At 70.8% G+C, this 20,306-nt stretch carries 18 protein-coding genes; 8 read left to right on the forward strand and 10 right to left on the reverse strand.

The features are described 5' to 3' along the window. Positions 1–21: 21 nt before the first annotated feature. The 3 genes from QI633_RS10735 to QI633_RS10745 all read left to right on the forward strand — a co-directional run bounded on the left by QI633_RS10735 (position 22) and on the right by QI633_RS10745 (position 4,846). Positions 22–2,427 carry a cytochrome P450/oxidoreductase gene (locus QI633_RS10735; protein ID WP_141799184.1) on the forward strand — a complete coding sequence of 802 codons (2,406 nt, stop codon included), beginning with the start codon at positions 22–24 and terminating at the stop codon, positions 2,425–2,427. Next, a complete protein-coding gene (locus QI633_RS10740) occupies positions 2,424–3,443 on the forward strand; it encodes an aromatic ring-hydroxylating dioxygenase subunit alpha (protein ID WP_282428948.1) in 1,020 nt (339 codons plus the stop codon). The genes QI633_RS10735 and QI633_RS10740 overlap by 4 nt, the downstream gene beginning before the upstream one ends. A gap of 80 nt (positions 3,444–3,523) precedes the next feature. Beyond that, complete coding sequence (locus QI633_RS10745; protein ID WP_282428949.1) at positions 3,524–4,846, forward strand: MFS transporter; 1,323 nt, start codon at positions 3,524–3,526, stop codon at positions 4,844–4,846. Here the strand turns inward: QI633_RS10745 and QI633_RS10750 are convergent. Then, complete coding sequence (locus QI633_RS10750) at positions 4,761–5,798, reverse strand: AsnC family transcriptional regulator (RefSeq protein WP_282428950.1); 1,038 nt, start codon at positions 5,796–5,798, stop codon at positions 4,761–4,763. The genes QI633_RS10745 and QI633_RS10750 overlap by 86 nt on opposite strands. A gap of 88 nt (positions 5,799–5,886) precedes the next feature. Between QI633_RS10750 and QI633_RS10755 the strand changes: the two genes are divergently transcribed. The 3 genes from QI633_RS10755 to QI633_RS10765 all read left to right on the forward strand — a co-directional run bounded on the left by QI633_RS10755 (position 5,887) and on the right by QI633_RS10765 (position 9,842). Next, on the forward strand, positions 5,887–7,338 hold the full coding sequence (locus QI633_RS10755) for a M28 family peptidase (protein ID WP_282428951.1): 1,452 nt from the start codon (positions 5,887–5,889) through the stop codon (positions 7,336–7,338). Then, positions 7,335–8,420 (forward strand): lipase family protein, encoded by a 1,086-nt coding sequence (locus tag QI633_RS10760; RefSeq protein ID WP_282428952.1) that lies wholly within the window; start codon positions 7,335–7,337, stop codon positions 8,418–8,420. The genes QI633_RS10755 and QI633_RS10760 overlap by 4 nt, the downstream gene beginning before the upstream one ends. Before the next feature lie 75 nt (positions 8,421–8,495). Then, complete coding sequence (locus QI633_RS10765; RefSeq protein WP_282428953.1) at positions 8,496–9,842, forward strand: diguanylate cyclase; 1,347 nt, start codon at positions 8,496–8,498, stop codon at positions 9,840–9,842. A gap of 52 nt (positions 9,843–9,894) precedes the next feature. Here QI633_RS10765 and QI633_RS10770 read toward each other — a convergent pair whose 3' ends face one another. The 3 genes from QI633_RS10770 to QI633_RS10780 all read right to left on the reverse strand — a co-directional run bounded on the left by QI633_RS10770 (position 9,895) and on the right by QI633_RS10780 (position 14,400). Continuing rightward, entirely contained in the window at positions 9,895–10,317 is a 423-nt protein-coding gene (locus QI633_RS10770; RefSeq protein ID WP_282428954.1) for a hypothetical protein, read from the reverse strand. Between the two features lie 279 nt (positions 10,318–10,596). Then, positions 10,597–12,018 (reverse strand): type I glutamate--ammonia ligase, encoded by a 1,422-nt coding sequence (gene glnA / locus QI633_RS10775; RefSeq protein ID WP_141799178.1) that lies wholly within the window; start codon positions 12,016–12,018, stop codon positions 10,597–10,599. 216 nt (positions 12,019–12,234) lie between these two features. Beyond that, the gene (locus tag QI633_RS10780) at positions 12,235–14,400 is read right to left on the reverse strand and encodes a glutamine synthetase III (protein WP_282428955.1); all 2,166 of its coding nucleotides are present in this window, start codon (positions 14,398–14,400) and stop codon (positions 12,235–12,237) included. Between the two features lie 140 nt (positions 14,401–14,540). On the opposite strand from QI633_RS10780, the gene QI633_RS10785 reads away from it, so the two are divergent. Then, positions 14,541–14,936, forward strand: a complete 396-nt coding sequence (locus QI633_RS10785; protein ID WP_141799176.1) for an RDD family protein — start codon at positions 14,541–14,543, stop codon at positions 14,934–14,936. Position 14,937: 1 nt separating this feature from the next. On the opposite strand, the gene QI633_RS10790 is transcribed toward QI633_RS10785, so the two are convergent. The 5 genes from QI633_RS10790 to lipB form a co-directional block, all read right to left on the reverse strand. Beyond that, on the reverse strand, positions 14,938–15,435 hold the full coding sequence (locus QI633_RS10790; RefSeq protein WP_282428956.1) for a hypothetical protein: 498 nt from the start codon (positions 15,433–15,435) through the stop codon (positions 14,938–14,940). A gap of 224 nt (positions 15,436–15,659) precedes the next feature. Then, on the reverse strand, positions 15,660–16,238 hold the full coding sequence (locus tag QI633_RS10795; protein WP_282428957.1) for a DUF6318 family protein: 579 nt from the start codon (positions 16,236–16,238) through the stop codon (positions 15,660–15,662). A 116-nt stretch (positions 16,239–16,354) separates the two neighbouring features. Next, positions 16,355–17,071, reverse strand: coding sequence for a DUF4191 domain-containing protein (locus QI633_RS10800; protein WP_282428958.1), 717 nt, complete (start codon positions 17,069–17,071; stop codon positions 16,355–16,357). Positions 17,072–17,088: 17 nt separating this feature from the next. Further along, the gene (gene lipA / locus QI633_RS10805; RefSeq protein WP_282428959.1) at positions 17,089–18,033 is read right to left on the reverse strand and encodes a lipoyl synthase; all 945 of its coding nucleotides are present in this window, start codon (positions 18,031–18,033) and stop codon (positions 17,089–17,091) included. Between the two features lie 4 nt (positions 18,034–18,037). Beyond that, positions 18,038–18,769, reverse strand: coding sequence for a lipoyl(octanoyl) transferase LipB (lipB, locus tag QI633_RS10810; RefSeq protein ID WP_282428960.1), 732 nt, complete (start codon positions 18,767–18,769; stop codon positions 18,038–18,040). 71 nt (positions 18,770–18,840) lie between these two features. Here lipB and QI633_RS10815 point away from each other — a divergent pair, with 71 nt between their 5' ends. Beyond that, the gene (locus QI633_RS10815) at positions 18,841–19,452 is read left to right on the forward strand and encodes a hypothetical protein (protein WP_282428961.1); all 612 of its coding nucleotides are present in this window, start codon (positions 18,841–18,843) and stop codon (positions 19,450–19,452) included. On the opposite strand, the gene QI633_RS10820 is transcribed toward QI633_RS10815, so the two are convergent. Continuing rightward, complete coding sequence (locus QI633_RS10820) at positions 19,386–20,303, reverse strand: TIGR01777 family oxidoreductase (protein WP_282428962.1); 918 nt, start codon at positions 20,301–20,303, stop codon at positions 19,386–19,388. The genes QI633_RS10815 and QI633_RS10820 overlap by 67 nt on opposite strands. Positions 20,304–20,306 lie beyond the last annotated feature (3 nt).

The raw sequence follows: 20,306 nt of genomic DNA on the forward strand, positions 1-20,306 counted from the left end.
TCTGACTAGGCGGTTCCCGTCATGAGCGTGCTCGACCAGGTCATCAACAAGGCCCAGGCGACCATCCCGATGGAGCGCCAGGTGCAGGGCATGCACCTGTTCCAGAAGGCCAAGCGCCGGGTGGTCGGTGACAAGCAGCCGGTCTTCGTCGAGCGCCCGATCCCCGACGTAGACGAGCTCGAGCTGACCGACATCGATGTGAGCAACCCCTTCCTGTTCGGGCAGGGGCAGTGGCGCTCGTACTTCAAGCGGCTGCGCGACGAGGCTCCGGTGCACTACCAGGCCGACAGCCCGTTCGGGCCGTTCTGGTCGATCACCCGGTACGACGACATCGTCACCGTCGACAAGGACTTCGAGAGGTTCTCCGCCGAGCCGCAGATCGTGATCGGCACCCCGCCGCAGGGCTTGGACATCGAGATGTTCATCGCGATGGACCCGCCGCGACACGACCAGCAGCGCGGCGCGGTCCAGGGCGTCGTGGCCCCGCAGAACCTCGAGGAGATGGAGGGCCTGATCCGCTCCCGGGTCAAGGAGGTCCTCGACGACCTGCCGGTCGGTGAGCCGTTCGACTGGGTGGACAAGGTGAGCATCGAGCTGACGGCCCGGATGCTCGCCACCCTGCTCGACTTCCCCTACGAGGAGCGTCGCAAGCTCGTCTACTGGACCGAGGTGACCGCGGCCGGCGCCTCCACGACCGGCGGTCAGAGCGACGTGGACGAGATGTGGCGAGCCTCGGCGGAGATGGCGAGGAGCTTCAGCGCGCTGTGGCACGACAAGGCCGCCCGCCTGGCCGCCGGCGAGAAGCCCGGCTACGACCTGATCACCTTGATGCAGATGTCCGAGGACACCAAGGACCTGATCGACCGGCCGATGGAGTTCCTCGGCAACCTGATCCTGCTCGTGGTCGGCGGCAACGACACGACGCGCAACTCGATGTCCGGCGGCGTCCTCGCGCTCAACCAGTTCCCGGAGCAGTTCGACCGGCTCCGGGCCGACCACTCGCTCATCCCGAAGCTGGTCCACGAGATCATCCGCTGGCAGACGCCGCTGGCCTACATGCGCCGGATCGCCAAGCAGGACACCGTCCTGAACGGCCAGTTCATCCGCAAGGGCGACAAGATCGTGATGTGGTACGCCTCGGCGAACCGGGACGAGCGCACCTTCGAGAACCCCGACGACTTCGTCATCGACCGGCACAACGCGCGCCACCACCTCTCCTTCGGGATCGGCGTCCACCGCTGCATGGGCAGCCGGCTGGCCGAGCTCCAGCTGCGGATCCTGTGGGAGGAGCTGCTGGCCAGGTTCGAGGACATCGAGGTCGTCGAGGAGCCGGAGTACCAGCAGTCGAACTTCGTCCGCGGCTACACCAGGATGCAGGTCGTCCTCACGCCGATCGGCCAGGAGCGCCGACCCGGCCCACGGAGGATCTCCGCTCCCCGGCCGACGCGTCTGCGCTCCCGTGAGGGCTGGGTGACGAGCACCGCGGAGACCGAGGCCGAGCTGCAGGTCGCCGCTCGCCGCGAGGTGGCGAACGGCATCGTCGAGCTCACGTTGGCCGCCCCCGCCGGCGTACGTCTCCCGTCCTGGACCGCCGGCGCCCACATCGACCTCGTCCTGGGCCCGACCCTGACCCGGCAGTACTCCTTGTGTGGCAGCGTGGCTGACGAGTCCTCGTGGAAGGTCGGGGTGCTCCTCGACCCGGAGAGCCGGGGCGGCTCGGCGTACGTCCACGAGATGCTGACCGAGGGCGCGACCGTCCGCGTGCGCGGTCCGCGCAACCACTTCCCGCTCGTCGCGTCGCCGCGCTACCAGTTCATCGCCGGCGGGATCGGCATCACCCCGATCCTCGCGATGATCGAGGCGGCCGAGCTGCGCGGCGCCGACTGGAGCCTGCTGTACGTCGGCCGGTCCCGCGCGTCGATGGCATTCCTCGACCGGTTCGAGGGGGATGACCGGGTGACGGTGTGGCCGAGCGACGAGTGCGGCCGGTTCGACCTGGCGTCCGTGCTCGGGACGCCGCGGCGAGACACCGAGGTCTATTGCTGCGGCCCGGAGGCTCTGATGGACTCCGTCGAGGCGGGCTGCTCGGCATGGCCCGAGGGCAGCGTGCACCTCGAGCGGTTCGTGGCCAAGAAGGTCGAGGCATCCGAGGACGCGCTGGACACGTTCGAGGTCGAGTGCTCGCGCTCGGGGGTGACGGTGGCGGTGCCGGAGGGGACCACCATCTTCGACGCGGTCGACAAGGCCGGCGTCGACGTGATGGGCTCCTGCATGGAGGGCATCTGCGGCACCTGCGAGGCCGACGTGCTGGAGGGCACGCCCGAGCATCGTGACTCGGTGCTGTCCAGGACCGAGCGCGAGCGGGGCGACACGATCATGACCTGCGTCTCCCGCTCCCTGTCGAAGAAGCTGGTGCTGGACCTGTGAGCTACCCCAAGGACTGCTGGTACGTCGCCGCCACCCGTGACGAGCTGGACGGGGCCGGCGACGGCTTCACCGCTCGGCGCCTCCTCGACACGCTCGTCCTGCTGTTCCGGCTCGCCGACGGCTCGGTCGCCGCGCTCGAGGACCGCTGCGCGCACCGGCCCTACCCGCTCTCGGCCGGCCACCGCGAGGGCGATCTGGTGGTGTGCGGCTATCACGGTTGCACGTACGACGCGACCGGGCGCTGCGTCAGGGTGCCCTCCCAGGACAACCCTCCCTCGGGCGCCCGGGTGCGCGCCTTCCCCGTCGTCGAGCATGGCCCGTTCGTCTGGATCTGGATCGGCACCCCCGGCGGCGAGCGGCTGCGCCCGCCTCCCGCGACGCCCTGGCTCCACGACGGTGCCTGGAGCAGCGTGGGGGAGCGACGCGACGTTGCCGCCGACCTGTTGCTGCTGCACGAGCACTACCTCGACCTGACCAACGTGTTCGCGATGCACCCGGAGATGGTGCCGCCGGGCATCGAGGCGCTGCCGCCGCTGGAGGAGGTCGAGGTGTCCGAGCTCTCCGTGTCCTACAGGCGCGAGCTGCCCAAGGCACCCCTGGCGCCCTGGGAGGCCCAGGTCTCCGGTCTCGACAGTGACGAGTCGTTCGGTCGCACGGAGACCGGTGCCTTCGTGACCCCGGGCCTGCACAAGCAGACCTACACGATCTCCGGCTCCGGCGGCCCCGAGCTGGAGCTCGTGCGCACCCATGCCTTCACCCCCCGGTCCTCGGGCGCGACGCACGTGTTCCTGCAGATCTCGTGGCGCGGTGCCGCGGTCCCACCCGACGCGGGCGAGCAGCTGGCCGCCGTCTTCCACGAGATGGCCAGCCGGGACAGCGCCGTGCTCGAGACCATGCAGCGCTACCTCGACGAGGACACGACCCCGCGGCGCTACTTCAACGTGAAGGCCGATCGGGCCGCCGTACGTGCTCGGCGAATCCTGACGTCGATGGTGGAGGACGAGCGGGGACGATAGCGACGTGTCGTCGTGATGTGTCGTCGTGACGGATTCCTGCATCTGGATGCCTCCAGCCGAATGTCCTCTACGTTCGGCGCATGCCTGACGAGCTGCCCGCGCGGATCCGGCGCGGCTACGCGCTGGGTGGCGTCGCCACCGGTGTCTACGGCACGGTGCCGTCGCTGCTGCTGATGCCCTACCTCACCGAGGAGCTGGGCGTCGGCGCGCTGCTCGCCGGACTGGTCGTGTTCGCGCCCAAGGCGTGGGACTTCGTGTGCAACCCGCTCGCGGGCCGGCTCAGCGATCGGGTACGACGCCACGACCGGCGCCGTCCGTTCCTGCTGGTCGCCGGCCCCCTCATGGGGGTGGGCCTGGCGTTCGTCTTCACCGGGCCGAGCACGCCCTTCCTGCTCGCGCTGGTCTGGGTGCTGCTCGCCAACCTGGTGGCCGCGACGGCGTACGCGTTCTTCCAGGTGCCCTACCTCGCGATGTCGGCCGAGGTGACCGGCGACTACGGGGTCCGCACCCAGATGATGGCCTGGCGGGTCGGGGTGGTGACCACCGCGATCGCGGTCTCCGGCGTGGTCGCGCCGTGGCTGGTGACCACCGCGGGCGGCTACCGCGCGATGGGTGCGGTCGCGGGACTGGTGGTCGTCGCCGGATCGCTCGCGGTCTGGCGGTGCACCCGCGGCGCACCCGTGGTCCGCACGGAGACAGCCGGGGGAGGCCTGCGCGACCAGCTGCGGGTCGTGCTCGGCAACGCGCACGCACGGCCGCTGATCGCGGCCCTGGTGCTGCAGGCCGCGGGCACGAGCATGCTGCTCGCCGCGGTCGCGTACGCCGCCCGGGTGCTGCTCGGCGACGCCACGACCGGCAGCTACCTGTTCGCCGCCTTCGTGGTGCCCGGCGTCCTGTCCGCGCCGCTGTGGGCCTGGCTCGGGCGCCACCGCGGCAAGAAGGCCGGGTACGTCGTGGCCACGGCCGTGCTCGGCGGCGGGCTCCTCGCCCTGGTCGGCGTGTGGTCCGGCAGCCTGGTGTGGTGCCTGGTCTGGTCGGCGGTGACGGGCGCCGGCTACGCCGGTATCCAGGTCTTCCCGCTGGCGATGCTCCCCGACGTCGCCGCCCACGACGCCCGCACCTCCGGGCACAACCGGATCGGCCTCTTCGCCGGGGTGTGGGCCGGGTGCGAGCTGCTCGGCTTCGCGCTCGGGCCCGGCCTGCTCGGCGTGGTGCTGGCGATCGGCGGCTACGAGGGAGGCCTCGACCGGTACGACGCCCCCGCCCGGCTCGCGGTCCTGGCCGGCACGTCCGTCGTCCCCGCCGCGTTGGTGCTGGTCAGCCTGTTCGCGATCCGCGCCTACCGCCTCGACGAGGCGCTGCGCGTCGCCCCGAGGAGTCCAGCACCTGCCCCTGCCGCTTGACCGGGCGGAGCACGGTCGAGCGGCTGCGCACCTGCCAGCCCCGCGCCAGTGCGGCGAGGTCGGTCTCGATCCGCGGCAGCTGGGCGAGCGAGGCCAGCCGCACCCCGAGGGTCAGGTTGCCGGCGCCGACGGTCTGGACGCAGCGGTGGACCGGCGCGGCACCCGCCAGCGCCGGGCCGGCCCGGTCGGGGTCCTCGACCTCGACCTCGAGCAGCACGCCGCGGCCGAGCGCGGCGGCGGGCGTCGCCAGGTCGCAGCCCAGCCGGATCGCTCCCGAGCGCAGCGCCCGGTCCAGGCCCCGTCGTACCGTCGGCTCCGAGCCGCCCACCCGCGCCGCGAGCTCCTGCCCGCTGAGCCGGGCGTCGTCGCCGAGCGCCGCGAGGAGGTCGTCGACCAGCGCGGCCCGAGGAGGTGCGGGACGCGGCTGGTCGGTGCGCGGCCGCAGGCTCCGCCGCTGGGCGGCCGAGCAGATCCCGAGGCGCCAGCCGGCGTCCTCGGCGTGCACGTCGGCCACGACCCGGCGCTCGACGACCTCGCCCCGGCACAGCACCGCCAGCTCGTCGACGCGCCGGTGCACCTCGGCGAGCCCGGAGCCGAGCACCACCACGGCGAGGTCCGCCGTGCCCGACACGAGGTCGACGGTGTGCACCCAGTCGGGCGCCGCGGCCCGCTCGGCCGCGTCCTCGGCGGCGCCGGACGCGCAGCGCAGCAGCACGAGGGTCGCGTCCAGGTAGGGGGTGAGCCGTGCCGCGGACGGCGTGACCACCCACCACGCCAGCCGCTCCTCGTGCAGCCGGCGCCAGCGGCGAGCCGCGGTCACCGCGTCGATGTCGAGCACCGAGGCGATCGTCGTCCACGGCGCCCGCGGGTTCACCTGGAGTGCGTCGATCAGTGCGAGGTCGATCTCGGGCAGGATCTCGAGGTGACCGATCCCGTCATCGGTGGGCGTCATGCGATCAGTCTTGCCCATCGACGGCTGAGACCTGTCGGTTTTCCGGCGCCCGACGTCGCCGATATGACGACCTACCTAGGGTCGTGCCATGAGCCGGCGCACCGCTGACGTGACCGACGTCGACCAGCTGATGGCCACGATCGAGGACCTGGTCGCGATGGCGCCGCGGGCGACCGGGACGCCGGGCGGTGAGCGGGCGGCGGCGTACGTCGAGGACCGGTTCCGCCGCGCCGGCCTCGACGAGGTGTGGGTCGAGGAGGCCGACTCCTTCGCCTGGGAGCCTTCCGTGGCCGGCCTGAACGTCGACGGGGATGAGGTCCCGTGCGCGCCGATCCGGCACTGTGCGCTGCCCGCCCACGAGCACGTCGGCACGCTCGGCACCGGTGTCGACGGTGTCGAGGCCGAGGTCGTCGACATCGGCGCCGACGGCGTCGGCAGCCGCGACGTCACCGGCAGGATCGTGCTCTTCGACCTGACCTTCGACCTGCCGCAGTGGGCGTTGCTGCCCCTGAGCGAGTACGTGCACGACCCCGAGCGGCAGATGCTGAACCGCGACGCGCTCGGCTCCCGCAACCCCTACATCACCTCGCTCACGCGCACGCTGCGCGACGCCGCGGCGGCCGGTGCCGTGGCGGTGGTCGGAGTGCTGCGCGACTACCCGGAGTCACTGGGCTACCACAACGAGTACTACCGCCGGACCCTGCTCACCCTGCCCGGCGTGTGGATCACCCGGGCCGCGGGAGACACCCTGCGCCGTCGGCTGCACGCCGGCTCGGTCGCATCGCTCCGGCTCGTCGCCGAGCGGCGCCGAGTCACCGCGCGCACCGTGGTCGGCGTGCTCCACGGCGCGTCCCGGGACACGGTGATGGTGCAGTCCCACCACGACTCCATCGGTCCCGGCGCGGTCGAGGACGCCACCGGTACGGCGGAGGTCGTCGCGCTCGCCGAGCACGCGGTCGAGCGCGCCCGGGCCGGCCGCCCCTGGTCCAAGACGCTCATGTTCGTCACATTCGACAGCCACTTCACCGGCTACCAGTCCCACCGCGCCTTCGCCCGCCGCTACACGATCGACGCCGACTCGCCGTACCCGCTCGCGCTCAACCTGACCGTCGAGCACGTCGGGCTGCGCGCGCGTCGCACCGCCGACGGGTGCTTCGAGACCCTCGACCACAGCGAGCCGCGGGCCTTCTTCGAGAACGTCTCGCTGCCGATGAAGCTCGCGGTGGCGCGGGCGATCCGCCGCCATCGGCTCGGCGCGACCTCGATGCTCAACGCCGGGCTGCTGGAGTTCACGCTCGACGGGATGCCGACCGACGCGTCGTTCACCTTCACGGCCGGCGTGCCGACGATCAGCCTGGTCTCCGGCCCGCTCTACCTGTACGACGAGGCCGACACCCTCGACAAGGTCGACGTCGACCAGCTGGTCCCCGTCGCGAACGCCTTCGCCGACCTGATGGCGTTCGCCGACGGGCGGGACCCGGGTCGGCTCGGACTGATCCCGCGCCGCGTCCGCCGGCTGCTGCCGCGGGGACGCTGGTGAGCGCGGTCGTGGCCCGCGAGCCGGCGCGGGGACGGGCGGCGCTCGCGGCGGCAGGGGAGTCGTGGCGGGTGTCGTACCCCTCGGGCTCCTCCGTGCTGACCGGGCTGGTCCACCTGCCGGCCGCAGCGCCGCCCATCGGCGGCTGGCCGGTGGTGACCTACGGGCACATGACCACCGGCGGCAGTGACCGCTCGGCGCCGAGCACCGCTGTCGACGGGCACCCGGAGCTGCGCCGGATGACGCAGGGCGACGGCTTCGCCGCGCAGCTGCTGGGGCGGGGGATCGCCGTCCTGCAGCCCGACTACGCGGGCCTCGGCAGCCCGGGACCCCATCCGTACCTGATCGGTCCCGCGCTGGCGACCTCCGTGCTCGACCTGCTCGTCGCGGCGCGTGCGTCCTTCGACCTGTCGGGCCGCTGGGTCTCCGCGGGGCACTCCGAGGGTGCCGTCGCCGCCCTCCACGCCGCTGCCGTGGGCCCGCCGGCCGGCGTCTCGCTGCTCGGCTGCGCGGTCGTCGCGCCCGTCACCCGGATGGACCGGACCATCGGTCTCTCGCTGCGCTGGCCGCTCACCCCACCAGGGTTCGGCGTCGTCCCCGCCCTCGTCGCGCTGATGATCAGCGGCGCCGCGACGGTGGACCCTCAGCTCCGGCAGCTGGTCGACGGCGACGGCCTCAGCGACCGCGCCCGCCGGCTCTGGCCCCAGCTCGGTGAGCGCACCCTCACCGAGCTCGCCCACCGCTCCTCCTTCGGCGCCCTCGCTCCCGGCGCCCTGCTCGGAGCCCGCGGGGACGTCGTACGCGACCGCTTGCTGGGCTCCCTGCGCGCCCACGACGTCGCCGGGTTGTCCCTTCCTGTCGACCTGCCACTGCGCATCGACGCCGCCACCCTCGACGAGGTCGCCCCCTGGTGGCTGACCCGTTCCCTGGTCCGCGGCTACCGGGCCGCCGGCCTGCGAGTCGAACCGCACTGGTGGCGCACCGGCCACTCCGGCGTACTCGGTCCCGGCCGGGCGCCGGCGCCGGCGGCGCGGTGGGTGGCAGGGCTGGTGGATACCCGCGCCGACCGCCTCTCGGGCAGGTGACCTCGGCTCGGCGCCGATCCCTCATCTCGCACGGAGGCGTGCCGATGGACAGGCAGGCTTCACGAGAGACGAGAGATGATCGATCCGCTCGAGCACCCGCCCGCCGATTCCGGTGACGACACCGCCCGCGAGCTCGAGCGCGCTGACCAGCAGGCCATCTTGGACAACCTCCCGGCGCTCATCGCGTACTGGGACCGAGGGCTGCGCAACCGGCTGGCCAACAAGGTCTACGTCGAGTACTTCGACATGACGCCGGAGGAGATCTTCGGCAGGCACATCAGCGAGGTGCTGGGGCCGGACCTCTACCAGCAGAACCTGCCCTACCTCGAGCGGGCGCTGGCGGGGGAACGCCAGGAGTTCGACCGCGAGATCCCGACGCCGACCGGGCCCAGGTACACCCAGGCCCTCTACCTGCCGGACGTGCACGAGGGTGAGGTGCGCGGCATCTTCGTCCTCGTGACCGACATCAGCGCGCGTCGACGTGCGGAGGTGGCGCTGGCCCTCGCCGAGTCGCGGTTCCGGACCCTGTTCGAGGCCGCGCCGTCAGCGACATTGGTGACAAGCGCCGACGGACTCATCGTCTCGGCCAACGACGCAGCCGGTCGGCTCTTCGGGTACGACGTCGCGGCTCTGGAGGGCATGGACGTCGACGCGCTCGTGCACCCGGCAGACCTGGCGATGTCGAGACGGGTACGCGACCAGTTGACGGCCGGGCGAATCACGCGCTTCTCGGAGGAACGTCGCTATCGCCACGCCGACGGCCACACCGTGTGGGCGCAGGCCGAGGTGACCGTGGTGCGGGCTACGGACCCGGATGATGACAGGCCCTACCTGCTCGCCCAGCTCCAGGACACCAGCACGCGCAAGTCCTACGAGCACGAGCTCGAGCACCTTGCACACCACGACGCCTTGACCGGGACGCTCAACCGACGGGGTCTCACCCGGGTGCTCGAGCGTCAGGTGGTGCTGGCCGAGAGTGGCCGGGGTGGCTCGGTCCTGCTGTGCGACCTGGATAACTTCAAGGCGGTGAACGACCGGTTCGGCCACGAGGTGGGCGACGACCTGCTGGTTCACGTGGCCCGCGTCTTGCGCCGAGCGGTGCGTGCGTCCGACGCCGTGGGTCGGCTGGGCGGCGACGAGTTCGCCGTCGTGCTGTCCCGGGCCGGGGCTGAGGACGCCCGTACCGTCGGAGCGACGGTTGCCCGCAGCCTGGAGGAGGACGCGGGCTTCCCGTGGAACGGTGTCTCCGTCTCGATCTCGATCGGCGTCGCGCAGTTCAGTCCCGGACGCACGATCGACCAGGTACTCAGGGAGGCCGACCGCGACATGTACGCCGTCAAGGCGGCCGGCCGCGAGCGCCGCTCGCGGCCGGCCGCGCATCAGCTGGTGACCCGGACCGAGTCGCACCCGAAGAAGGCGTAGGTCGCGCCGTTCGGGGCGACGTACTTGCCCTTGAGGCAGGCCTCCGTCGTGCTCAGCGTGAGACTGGCCGCCCTCGGCTTGAAGTGCAGGACGCCGTCCAGGTCGCCGTCCTGGGGCCGTTCGTCGAGATCGTAGGAGTCCGCGAGGTGCAGCTTGTCGTGCCTCTCGGTCGCGCTGCTCTGGCCCGGGCGGTGTCGAAGAGGTTCGAGCGCAGGCCCCAGCGGGTCCGGGAGACGTCGATGCGGCTCGCGTCGAACGGCACCGGCAGGCCGTAGGCGCCAGCTCGCGTCGTCAGCGCGGCCAGGGTGGCGACGGTGTTGAGGTTGATCGAGTCGGGGAGACCGCCGGGCCGCACGTTGATCACGATCGGTACGACGCAGTCGACCGGGCTCGACTGCCCGACGAGGACCTCGAACGGGGAGGTTGCGCTGGTCGTCGTCACGCCGAGGTCGGCGACGGCGATCACCTTGGTCACCTCGACGGACTCGTTGTCGCCGTCGCCCGCGTCCGGTCCGGCATGATCGGCGACGGTGCCCGACGGCCAGGGCGACCAGACTTCGTCAGCGGAAGGGCCGCAGTGCCGGCTGGATGAGCATTGCGGTGCCGTGTCCAGTCATGGTGGTTCCTCGGAGCATCGAGATGGGACGTGCCGTCCCGCCGACCCTTCTGCCGGCCTCCTCGAAATGCCGATGGCCCCAGGGAACTCCCGGGGCCATCGGTTTGACGGGCCGGCAGATCCAGCCCAGTTCACGACTCAGATGTCGTAGTACAGCTCGAACTCGTGCGGGTGCGGCCGCAGCTGCACGGGCGCGATCTCGTTCTCCCGCTTGTACGACGTCCACGTCTCGATCAGGTCGGGCGTGAACACATTGCCGACGGTGAGGAAGTCGTGATCGGCCTCGAGCGCTTCGAGCACCGCGCCCAGCGAGGTCGGCACCTGGGCGATCTCGGCCATCTCGTCCGGCGGGAGCTCGTAGATGTCCTTGTCGACCGGGGCGGGCGGCTCGGTCTTGTTCTGGATGCCGTCGAGGCCGGCGAGCATCAGGGCCGAGAAGGCGAGGTACGGGTTCGCCGACGGGTCGGGGAAGCGGGCCTCGACGCGCTTGGCCTTCGGGTTGCTGCCGGTGATCGGGATGCGGATCGAGGCGGAGCGGTTGCGCGAGGAGTAGACCAGCGAGATCGGGGCCTCGTAGCCGGGGACCAGGCGGTGGAACGAGTTCACCGTCGGGTTGGTGAACGCGAGCAGCGCGGGGGCGTGGTCGAGGATGCCGCCGATGTACCAGCGGGCGAGGTCGGACAGGCCGCCGTACCCGGTCTCGTCGTAGAACAGCGGCGAGCCGTCCTTCCACAGCGAGGAGTGGACGTGCATGCCCGAGCCGTTGTCGCCGAAGATCGGCTTCGGCATGAAGGTGACGGACTTGCCCTGCTCCCAGGCGGTGTTCTTGATGAGGTACTTGAACTTCATCACGTCGTCCGCGGCCTTGAGCAGCGTGTCGAAGCGGTAGTTGATCTCGGCCTGGCCGGCGGTGCCGACCTCGTGGTGCGCCCGCTCGACCTGGAGGCCGCAGGCCTCGAGGTTCTTGACCATGTCGGCGCGCAGGTCGCTGTAGTGGTCGTAGGGCTCGACGGGGAAGTAGCCGCCCTTGAGGCGCGTCTTGTAGCCCTTGTTCTCGCCGTCGTCCTTGCCGGAGTTCCACCAGCCCTCGACGGAGTCGATGTGGTAGTAGCCCTCGTTGACGCCGGTGGAGTACCGCACGTTGTCGAAGATGTAGAACTCGGCCTCGGGGGCGAAGAAGGCGGTGTCCGCGATGCCGGTCGAGGCGAGGTACGCCAGCGCCTTCTTCGCGATGTTGCGGGGGTCGCGCGAGTACGCCTCGCCCGTGATCGGGTCGTGGATGAAGAAGTTGACGTTGAGGGTCTTCGACTTGCGGAAGGGGTCGACGTACGCCGTGGTCGGGTCGGGGAACAGCGACATGTCCGACTCGTTGATCGCCTGGAAGCCGCGGATCGAGGAGCCGTCGAAGCCCAGGCCGTCGTCGAAGACGGACTGGTCGAAGGACGAGGCCGGCACGGTGAAGTGCTGCATCACACCGGGCAGGTCGCAGAAGCGGACGTCGATCATCTCGACGCCCTCGTCCTTGATGTACTTGAGCAGCTCTTCGCTGTTGTTGAACATTCGGTCCTCCTCGGCTGTGGCGCCGCGGCCCAGCCATCGGTTCAGCCTGTGCGTTCGGGGGCACCGGTACGGCGATGGGCCGGAAACCCTCCCCGGCAACCTACCGAATGACCTGTTGCCGTCGCAGTACCGGTTTGTTTCGTCCGTGTTAACAACGCGCACGCCGAACTGCCCCGGGCACTCGTTGAGTGCGGGGCAGGCCGGTGGCGGGCCGGGTCAGCGGATGAAGAGCATCTCCTGGTAGGTCGGCAGCGACCACAGGTCGTCGGCGACGACGGCCTCGAGCGCGTCGGCGGCCTCGCGGACCGCGAGCATCGCGGGCAGGACGGTGTCGCGGTGGTACGCCGCCTCGTCCAGCCCGTGGTGGTCGGCGGCGCCGGCCTGGGCGGCGACGAGGGCGGCGATGCCGGTGCGCAGCGTGGTCACCAGCTCGGTGACGGCGAGCAGGTCGGTGGTGTCGGCATCGACGCCGGCCGCCTTGAGCGAGGCGACGTTGGTGGCGAGCTCGGTCTGGTACCGGACCGCGGCCGGGAGGATCGTCGTACGCGCGATCTCCTCGGTCAGGTTCGCCTCGACGTTGATCGTCATGACGTACTGCTCGACACCCACCTCGAAGCGGGACTCGAGCTCGGCCTCGCTGAAGACGCCGTACGTCGAGAACAGCTTCTTGGCCTCCGGCGTCTGGTACTCCGGCAGCGCGTCGACCGTCGTCCGCAGGTTCTTCAGGCCCCGCTGCTCGGCCTCGGCGTGCCACTCCTCGGAGTAGCCGTTGCCGTTGAACACGACCGCGCCGTGGTTCTCGACGACCTTGGCGAGGACCGACTGGACGGCGTCGTTGAACTCGGTGCCGGCCTCGAGCTCGGTGGCCAGGTAGTCGAGCGCCTCGGCCATGATCGTGTTGATCACGACCATCGGCGCCGCGACGGTCTGGTTCGAGCCGGCGGCGCGGAACTCGAAGCGGTTGCCGGTGAAGGCCATCGGCGAGGTGCGGTTGCGGTCGCCGGCGTCCTTGGTCAGGTCGGGCAGTGTGTCGACGCCTACGGACAGGACGCCCTTCTGCTTCGACGAGGTCGCGCCGCCCTTGGCGATCTGCTCGAAGACATCCTGCAGCTGGTCGCCGAGGAAGATCGAGATGATCGCCGGCGGGGCCTCGTTGGCGCCGAGCCGGTGGTCGTTGCCGGCGCTGGCGATCGAGAGCCGCAGCAGGCCGCCGTACAGGTGGACGGCGCGGATCACCGCGGCGCAGAAGACGAGGAACTGCGCGTTGTCGTGGGGGTTGTCGCCCGGGTTGAGGAAGTTGCCCTGGTTGCCGTTACCGAACGAGAAGTTCACGTGCTTGCCCGAGCCGTTGACGCCCGCGAACGGCTTCTCGTGGAAGAGGCACTCGAAGCCGTGCGTCTTGGCGATCGACTTGAACGTCGACATGATCAGCTGCTGGTGGTCCGAGGCGAGGTTGGCGCGCTCGAAGACCGGTGCGATCTCGAACTGGCCGGGCGCGACCTCGTTGTGGCGGGTCTTCGCCGGGACGCCCAGCTTGAACAGGGCCCGCTCGGTGTCGTGCATGAAGCCCAGGACGCGCTCCGGAATGGCGCCGAAGTAGTGGTCGTCGAACTCCTGGCCCTTCGGCGGCTTCGCGCCGAACAGGGTGCGCCCGGCGTTGAGCAGGTCGGGGCGCGAGTTCACGAACGCGGTGTCGACCAGGAAGTACTCCTGCTCGGGACCGCAGTACGACACCACGTTGTCGATGTCCTTGTGGCCGAACAGCGCCAGGACGCGCTTGGCCTGCTCGGACATCGCGTTCTGCGAGCGCAGCAGCGGGGTCTTGTGGTCGAGGGCCTCACCGGTCATCGAGACGAAGATCGTCGGGATGCACAGGGTGTTGCCGTTGGGGTTCTCGAGGATGTACGCCGGCGACTGGACGTCCCAGCCGGTGTACCCGCGCGCCTCGAAGGTCGCCCGGATCCCACCGTTGGGGAAGGAGCTGGCGTCCGGCTCGCCCTGGACCAGCGTCTTGCCGGAGAACTCCCAGACCGCCGTACCGTCGCCGACCGGCTCCATGAACGAGTCGTGCTTCTCGGCGGTGAGGCCGGTCAGCGGGTAGAAGACGTGGGCGTAGTGCGTCACGCCCTTCTCCATCGCCCAGTCCTTCATCGCCGAGGCGACGATGTCGGCGACGGCGGGGTCGAGCTTCTGGCCGTTCTGGATGGTCGCGAAGACCGACTTGAACACCGACTTCGGCAGGCGCTTCTGCATCACCGCGAGGGAGAAGACGTTCTCGCCGTAGATGGCGCCGGTCTTCTCGTCGACGTCGAAGAACGCCGCCGGCGCCTCGTTCGCCTCGATGTTGCGGATCGCACCCAAGCGGGTCGGGTTCGAAGTCATGTGAACTCCCTGGTGGTCTCAACAGATGCCGTCGCGCGGGCGACGCACAGGCGACGCTAGGGCGTCCAGATTTCTCAGGGTTGCCCTCGTGTTTCGGGCATGTAACAGGTTGCCTGGAGGGGCTTCGCTAGCGTTGGGGCGTGATCGAGAACGCATCCTGGGGTCGCCGCATCCTCGCCCTGCTCGTGGACTGGCTGCTGTGCACCCTGGTCGTGATCGCGATATTCGGCCTCGACGAGTACACCAAGCCCGGCTCCTTCGCCTCCGGCGCCGTCCTGATCGTGTTCGTCGTCGAGTCCGGGCTGATGACCTGGCTCGGGGGCGGCTCGGCGGGAAAGCTGCTGACCGGCCTGTGCGTCGTACCCGCCGACGGGCACCTGCGCCGCCTCAGCCCCGTCAAGGCCATCGGCCGCCAGGTGCTGGTCGCGCTCGTCATCCCACCGCTCGTGTTCCGTCCCGACGGCCGCGGCCTGCACGACCTGTTCGCCGGTACGTCAACCGTCACCTTCGCGACGCTGCGCACCCTGACCAAGTAGGTCAGTAGCCGACGAGCTTGGGCTTCGCCTCGATCGCGCGCAGGGGTTGGCCGGGACCGTCGATGGTGACGGTGCCGGGGATGGTCTGCCAGGGTCCGTCGGCGACCTTGTAGCGGCCGGTGTAGGTGGTGGAGAGGCTCGGGCGGTAGTCGCCCTTGCGGAGGTATTCGTGGGTGATGGTGAGGGCGGGGTAGGCGGCGCCGGGTTCGGTGGTGCTGGTGGTCTGGCCGTCGCCGAAGTGCCAGGTGTAGGTGGCGGGGGTCGCCTCGATCGTGACGGGTTGGTCGAGGAGGGTGACGGTGACGGTGGTCGGGGTCGTGGTGGTCGTGTAGAAGTTGGTCTTGAAATTGACCAGGGTCAGGCCGTCGGGTGGCTGGACGACGAGGGTGCCGGGATCGAGCTTGAGCTCGGCGAAGGCCTTCTGGACGTCGGCCAGCGTGAGTACGGGCTGCTGGTCCTCGGTGTTGCAGAAGCTTGCGTTGAGGAACTCGCCAGCCACCTGATCAGCGGCATCGCAGGCCCCGTTGCCAATCAATACCGGTTGGGACTTGGGGCCTGCACCGCCGACGTCGCCTCCGCTTGAGCCATGGCCTCCCTGGTCCTGGTGCACCTTCTGAATCCAGAAGCCAGCGCCGGAGGTCCCGGCTCCGGTGTCGTCGTCAGCAGCAGCCACGGCAGTCTGTTGCAAGACAGCGGCCGTGATTGCAGTAGCCAGAAGCCTTCTCACGACACCTGCATCGCTTCCAGGCGCCATTGGGAGCCAAGCCAAGCGACAGCGACCACGACCTCGGACGTCGCCGCCGGATTGGTCGTCGAGCTGCCGTCGCCCGACACGACGAGCTGCTTGTCCGTCGAGGCCGACATCTTCGCTTCGAACGCGTATTGAGATGAATCCTTGTTCTTGAGCTGGTTCACCTTGTCCAGGTGGACTGAATAGTTGCCGCCCTCGATGTGGCCGCCGTCGGAGTAGAGATCTTGGACACCGCGGATGCCCGCCTTGCAGCCGTCGCAGCTCGGCCCGGACACCGCCTTGAGCGCCTTCACATCGCCAGTGACCTGGGCGTAGTTGACCAGCTCCCAGTAGTACCCGATGAACGCCCGAGCCCCGGCCTCACTCGCCTCGGCCGCCGCAGCCGGCAGCTCGGGCTCCACCGGGTCGGGCGCGGCGGAGGTGGGCGTCTCCATCTTCCCCGTCGGGCTCCAGGTCGAGGTCGGGTCCCGTGGGGACGGGCCGTCGTCGGAGCAGCCGGCAGCGAGCAGCAGCACCAGGGCCGCGGCGGCGGCGCGGAGCGTCGTACCCATGGGTCCTCCCGAGAATTGCAGCGCCCGGACCGGGGACGCGTTCGCGACGCTATCCCGATCCGGGCGGCAGGCGCCACCAACAGGCGGCGGGCTGTGGAGAGAGGAGCAGACGCGGATCAGCGACCGCGGAGGTTGCCGCGCATGCCCTTCATCGAGGTGGGCACCGGGCCGCGGGGGAGCGGGACCTTCGGGCGCTGGGCGTCGAGGGCGCGCAGCCGCTGGCGGAGCTCGGTGATCTCGGCCGGCTTGACCTGGCGGCCGAGCTTCTGGACGTGGCGGACCAGCTTGTTGAGCGGGACCTGACCCTCGTCCTTGCCGACGAGTACGTCGTGGACGGGGTAGTCGCCGGCGACGCGCTCGTGCTTCTTGTGCTCGCTGGCCATCAGCGCCTTGAGGCGCGCGGGGTTGCCCTCGCCGACCAGGACGATCCCCGGCGGGCCGACGACCCGGTGGACCATGTCCTGCTGCTTGGTGAAGCCGACGACCTCCTCGATCACCCAGCCGCGGCGCAGCATGGTGAGGGCGCGGGCGGCGGCACCGAGCTGGCCGTCGAGGCGGGCGAACGCCGCCTTCTGAGCGCGGCGACCGAAGACGATCATCACGGCGAGCAGGCCGATCAGGAAGGTCGCGACGCCGGCGAGGATCCAGCTGAAGACCGAGTCGTTGTGGGGCAGGACCAGCCGGAACAGCGCCAGGCCGAGGCCGCCGAACACCAGGAACGAGCCGATCATCCACCAGCGGATGGCCGGGTCGACCTCCCGGGACATCTTGTAGGTCTCGAGGATCTGCCGGCGGCGGCTCATCGTGGACGGGTCGAGAGGCGTGTTCGACATGGGGTGCTGCGTTCTCCTCAGGCAGTTGCTTCGGCGCGGTCGTCCCGCGCGGCCATCGCCTGACGATACAGACGACCGGCGCGGTACGACGAACGCACGAGCGGTCCCGAGAGCACTCCGCTGAAGCCGATCTCCTCGGCTTCGGTGGCGAGCTCGACGAACTCCTCGGGCTTGACCCACCGTTCGACGGGGTGGTGCCGGAGGCTGGGGCGCAGGTACTGGGTGATGGTGACCAGCTCGCAGCCGGCCTCGTGCAGGTCCTGGAGCGCGTCCGAGACCTCGTCGCGGGTCTCGCCCATGCCGAGGATCAGGTTGGACTTGGTGACCAGTCCGAACGCGCGGGCCTGGGTGAGCACGTCGAGGGAGCGCTCATAGCGGAAGCCGGGGCGGATCCGCTTGAAGATCCGTGGCACGGTCTCCACGTTGTGGGCCAGGACCTCGGGGCGGGACTCGAAGACCTCGGCGAGCAGTGCGGGGTCGCCGTTGAAGTCGGGGATGAGGTTCTCCACGCCGGTCTCGGGGTTGAGGTCGTGGATGGCGCGCACGGTCTCGGCGTAGAGCCAGGCGCCGCCGTCGGGCAGGTCGTCGCGGGCGACGCCGGTGATGGTGGCGTACTTGAGGCCCATGGTCTGGACCGACTCGGCGACGCGGCGGGGTTCGTCGCGGTCGAGGGGTTGGGGCTTGCCGGTGTCGATCTGGCAGAAGTCGCAGCGGCGGGTGCACTGGTCGCCGCCGATGAGGAAGGTGGCTTCCTTGTCCTCCCAGCATTCGAAGATGTTGGGGCAGCCGGCTTCCTCGCACACGGTGTGGAGGCCTTCGGACTTCACCAGGCTCTTCAGGGACCGGTATTCGGGGCCCATCGTGGCCTTGGTGCGGATCCAGGACGGCTTGCGCTCGATCGGGGTCTCCGCGTTGCGGACCTCCAGGCGGAGGAGCTTGCGCCCCTCGGGTGTCGCACTCACCGGTTCAGCCTACTCGGGGATAGCTGACGACCGGCACGGCCACCCTCGCCGGGTCGGGCCGCGGTTCGTAGTCGGGGGTGAGGACGTAGTCCTTCCACTCCAGGAGCTCGGCCAGGTGCCGTCGTACGGACTCGAGGACCTCGCGCACCGGTACGTCCCGTCCCAGCTCGGCGCTCAGCGAGGTGACACCGGCGTCGGAGATGCCGCACGGCACGAACCGGTCGTACCAGCTCAGGTCGACGTCGCAGTTCAGTGCGAAGCCGTGCATGGCGACGCCGTTGCGGACCCGGATGCCGATGGCCGCGATCTTGCGCTCGTCGCCCTTCTCGTCGGCCTTGAGCCACACGCCGGTGCGGCCCGGGATCCGCGCGGTCGTGACGCCGAGCTCGGCGCACACGGCGATGATCGCCTCCTCGAGCCGGCGCACGTAGTCGAGGACCTTCACGTGGTCGGGCAGCCGGACGATCGGGTACGCCACCAGCTGGCCCGGGCCGTGGAAGGTGATCTTGCCGCCGCGGTCGACCTCGATGATCGGCGCACCGCCGGGGTCGGCGGGGCGCTCGTGGGCCTCGGTGCGGCGGCTGGCGGTGAAGACGGGCGGGTGCTCGAGGAGGAGCACGGTGTCGGTCAGCTCGCCGGCGACGACCTGCGCGTGCAGCTCGCGCTGCAGGTCCCACGCCGTGACGTAGTCGATGAAGTCCGGTCCCAGTCCGTCCTCGCGGAAGGTCAGCGTCACGACGTCGAGCGTACTCCCGGGCCTGTGGATGAGATCCGGCACCTGTCGGAGGTCGGGTCCAGGATCTTCCCATGCGGATCTCGGGCCCTCGGGCCGTCCTTCTCGGGACCGCCGCGATCGTCCTCACGGTCCTCGCGGCGGTCGCGGTCCTGGTGCTGCGCGGGGGTGGCCCGCCGCCGTCCGGTACGCCGGCCGCCCGCCCTCGTGCCGTCGTCGCTCCCGCCGCCGGCCGGGTCGGCGTGGCTCGCGCCGTGGGCTCGCTCGCGGTGCTGCGCGACTGGGACCGCTCGCGAGCGCGGGCCTGGGCCAGCGGCGACGTCGATGCGCTCCGGGCGCTCTACGTGCGGGGCTCGCCCGCGGGGGCACGGGACGTGGCGATGCTGCGTGCCTGGCTGCGGCGCGGCCTACGGGTGGAGGGGATGGCGATGCAGGTCCTCACGGTCGAGCTGCGGCGGCGCACCGACCGGCGGCTCGTGCTCGTCGTCACGGATCGGTTGGCGGGCGCCGTGGGCGTGCGGGCGGGGTCGGGGGAGCGGGTGGCGCTGCCGCGAGACGGACCATCGACCCGGCGGTTGGTGTTCGTCCGGTCGGGCGACGCGTGGCTGCTCGCGTCGGCTCAGGCCGTGGTGGCGCGCAGCCCGGTCGCGAGCACGGACTCGACGTCGGGGTCGGCGAAGCCGTAGCCGAGGTCGAGCAGCGCCGCCGGGCGCAGGTTGAGCGAGCCGAGAACCTCGTCGGCCATCGGCCCGGCAGCCAGTCGGATCGCTGCCGCGGGTGCCGGCAGCAGCGCCGGGCGGTGGACCAGCCGGGCCAGCGCCCGGGTGAACTCCGCGTTGGTGGGCGTGTCCGGCGCGCACAGGTTGAACGGACCCGACGCCGTCGGGTGCTCGAGGAGGAACGCTGCTGCGCCGATCCAGTCGCGCAGCGAGATGAGGGGGTAGTACTGACGACCATTGCCCAGGCGACCGCCGAGACCGGCGAGGAACTGGAGGCGCTGCTGCTGCAGGGGCGCGTTGCTCCGGTCCTGGACGGGAGCGGTGCGCAGTCGTACGACGCGCGCGCCGGCCCGAGCCGCGGGTTCGGTGGCCGCTTCCCACTCGCGGGCGACGCGGGTGAGCAGGGCGTGGCCCCGGGTGTCCGAGGCCTCGGTCAGCTCCGTGGGCCCGTGGTCGCCGTACCAGCTGACGCCGGAGGCGTTGACCAGGGCGGGCGGGCTCGGCGCCGCGGCGATCGTGGCGGCGAGCAGGCCGGTGGTGGCACGGCGGCTGGTCATGACGTCGCGCGCCCACTTCTTGGAGTGGGGGTTGCCGATCAGGGGCGCGCCGGCGAGGTTGACGACGACGTCGGCGCCTCGGACGAGCCCGGTGTCGACCACGCCGGACTGCGGGTCCCAGCGGGACTCGGCGGTGTCGGGGGCATGCCCAGGAGCCGGGTCACGGCGGACCAGGCACGTGACATCGTGGCCTCGGCCGCGCAGCTCGGTGACGAGCCGGCGGCCGAGGAAGCCGGACGAGCCGGCGACGACCACGTGCACGTT

It is taken from the genome of Nocardioides sp. QY071, from assembly GCF_029961765.1.
Taxonomy (GTDB): domain Bacteria; phylum Actinomycetota; class Actinomycetes; order Propionibacteriales; family Nocardioidaceae; genus Nocardioides.

Excerpts from the sequence above, each read along its gene's own strand:
- QI633_RS10755 (WP_282428951.1), top strand. The coding sequence starts at position 5,887 with ATGAGCCGGCGCACCGCTGACGTGACCGACGTCGACCAGCTGATGGCC.
- glnA (WP_141799178.1), bottom strand. The coding sequence starts at position 12,018 with ATGTTCAACAACAGCGAAGAGCTGCTCAAGTACATCAAGGACGAGGGC.
- QI633_RS10750 (WP_282428950.1), bottom strand. The coding sequence starts at position 5,798 with ATGACGCCCACCGATGACGGGATCGGTCACCTCGAGATCCTGCCCGAG.
- QI633_RS10795 (WP_282428957.1), bottom strand. The coding sequence starts at position 16,238 with ATGGGTACGACGCTCCGCGCCGCCGCCGCGGCCCTGGTGCTGCTGCTC.
- QI633_RS10735 (WP_141799184.1), top strand. The coding sequence starts at position 22 with ATGAGCGTGCTCGACCAGGTCATCAACAAGGCCCAGGCGACCATCCCG.
- QI633_RS10780 (WP_282428955.1), bottom strand. The coding sequence starts at position 14,400 with ATGACTTCGAACCCGACCCGCTTGGGTGCGATCCGCAACATCGAGGCG.
- QI633_RS10745 (WP_282428949.1), top strand. The coding sequence starts at position 3,524 with ATGCCTGACGAGCTGCCCGCGCGGATCCGGCGCGGCTACGCGCTGGGT.
- QI633_RS10800 (WP_282428958.1), bottom strand. The coding sequence starts at position 17,071 with ATGTCGAACACGCCTCTCGACCCGTCCACGATGAGCCGCCGCCGGCAG.
- QI633_RS10815 (WP_282428961.1), top strand. The coding sequence starts at position 18,841 with ATGCGGATCTCGGGCCCTCGGGCCGTCCTTCTCGGGACCGCCGCGATC.
- QI633_RS10765 (WP_282428953.1), top strand. The coding sequence starts at position 8,496 with ATGATCGATCCGCTCGAGCACCCGCCCGCCGATTCCGGTGACGACACC.